Source organism: Paenibacillus sp. GYB006 (genome assembly GCF_036577645.1).
GTDB lineage: Bacteria > Bacillota > Bacilli > Paenibacillales > Paenibacillaceae > Paenibacillus.
Window position 1 is genome coordinate 1 of sequence record NZ_JARBDA010000041.1, and the last position, 1,684, is coordinate 1,684.

Here is a 1,684-nt window from a genome sequence, read left to right on the forward strand (position 1 = left end):
GAGGCCACTGAAAAAGTCCAATATCTAAAATCAGGATGCCTTTCCTCAATATTGAGGAAAGGCATCCTGATTTTTTGTATAATAAAAGTATAAATTTCAGGTGGTGTCTCGGATGATTTCAAATCAACAGACCTTCAATCTCAGTCCATTTATGGCAATTTACGATATAGTCGTGCCTAAAGACAATATACTGCGCCAAATCAATGAAATTGTAGATTTTTCTTTTGTTTATGAAGAATTACAAAATAAATATTGCCTCGATAATGGTCGCAATGCAGTGTCGCCGATCCGCATGTTTAAGTATTTATTATTGAAATCTATTTTTGACTTATCTGATGTTGATGTAGTTGAGCGGTCAAAATATGATATGTCATTTAAATACTTCTTAGATATGGCACCTGAAGATCCTGTCATTAATCCAAGCTCATTAACAAAATTTCGTAAACTTCGTCTCAAAGATGTGAGTTTGTTAGATATGCTTATTGGGAAGACAGTTGAAATTGCACTAGAAAAAGAAATCATCCAAAGTAAAACAATTATCGTCGATGCTACACATACAAAATCACGTTATAATCAAAAATCACCGATACAGTTTCTACAAGAGAAATCAAAAAATGTCCGAAAATCCGTATATAAAATCGATGAATCTATGAAAACTAAATTCCCATCAAAATCTAATTCTAACGATGTGAAAATAGAAGTGGATTATTGCAATGAGATCATTTCCATCGTAGAAAAAGAACCGCAAATCGCTACAATTCCAACTGTGAAAGAAAAGTTAAATGTATTAAAAGAAGTCGTAGAAGATTACAAGGAACATCTTAGTTTCTCCAGTGATCCTGATGCACGGGTCGGGCATAAAACAGCTGATTCTTCTTTTTTTGGTTTTAAAACACATATCGCGATGAGTGATGAACGTATTATTACAGCTGCGATCGTCACAACTGGTGAAAAAAGTGATGGGAAATTCTTAAAAGAATTAGTCGAGAAAAGTAAAGAAACCGGTATGGAAATAGAAACAGTAATAGGTGATGCAGCGTACTCAGAAAAAGAAAATATTCAATATGCGAATCAAAATGAACTACAACTAATAGCGAAATTAAATCCTAACATCACACAAGGTACTAGAAAAAAGGAGGATGAATTTGAATTTAATAAAGATGCGGGCATGTACATATGTAAAGCAGGACATTTAGCTATACGCAAGGCACGTACAGGTAAGAAAGGTATTAATAAAAATCAAAAAGACACTTATATGTTTGATATTGAAAAATGCAAAGTATGTCTACTACGTAATGGATGTTATAAGGAAAGTGCAAAAAGTAAAACGTATTCTGTCACAATTAAATCAACTGAGCATCGAGAACAAGAAGCATTTCAAAATAGTGAAGAATTTAAATCATTAGCAAAAGAAAGATATAAAATTGAGGCGAAAAACAGTGAACTCAAACATAGACACGGGTATGATGAAGCATCATCGTCGGGTTTAATTGGCATGCAAATACAAGGAGCAACAGCTATATTCGCAGTCAACCTCAAACGAATTCTCACGCTGATTAAAGCAGAGAAGTAAGTCAATATAAAAGAAATAGATCACTTCCTATTCAAAAACTAAACAGGAAGTGATCTATTTTGTTTTGAGAAACAATTACTAATTTAAAAGCGCAACTTTTTCAGTGGCCTC

Annotated in this window: 1 protein-coding gene; it reads left to right on the forward strand. The window is 33.3% G+C overall.

All coding sequences use genetic code 11. From position 1 onward, the window contains the following. Positions 1-112 precede the first annotated feature (112 nt). The gene (locus PV403_RS24745; RefSeq protein ID WP_332086284.1) at positions 113-1,573 is read left to right on the forward strand and encodes an IS1182 family transposase; all 1,461 of its coding nucleotides are present in this window, start codon (positions 113-115) and stop codon (positions 1,571-1,573) included. The last annotated feature ends 111 nt before the right edge of the window (positions 1,574-1,684 follow it).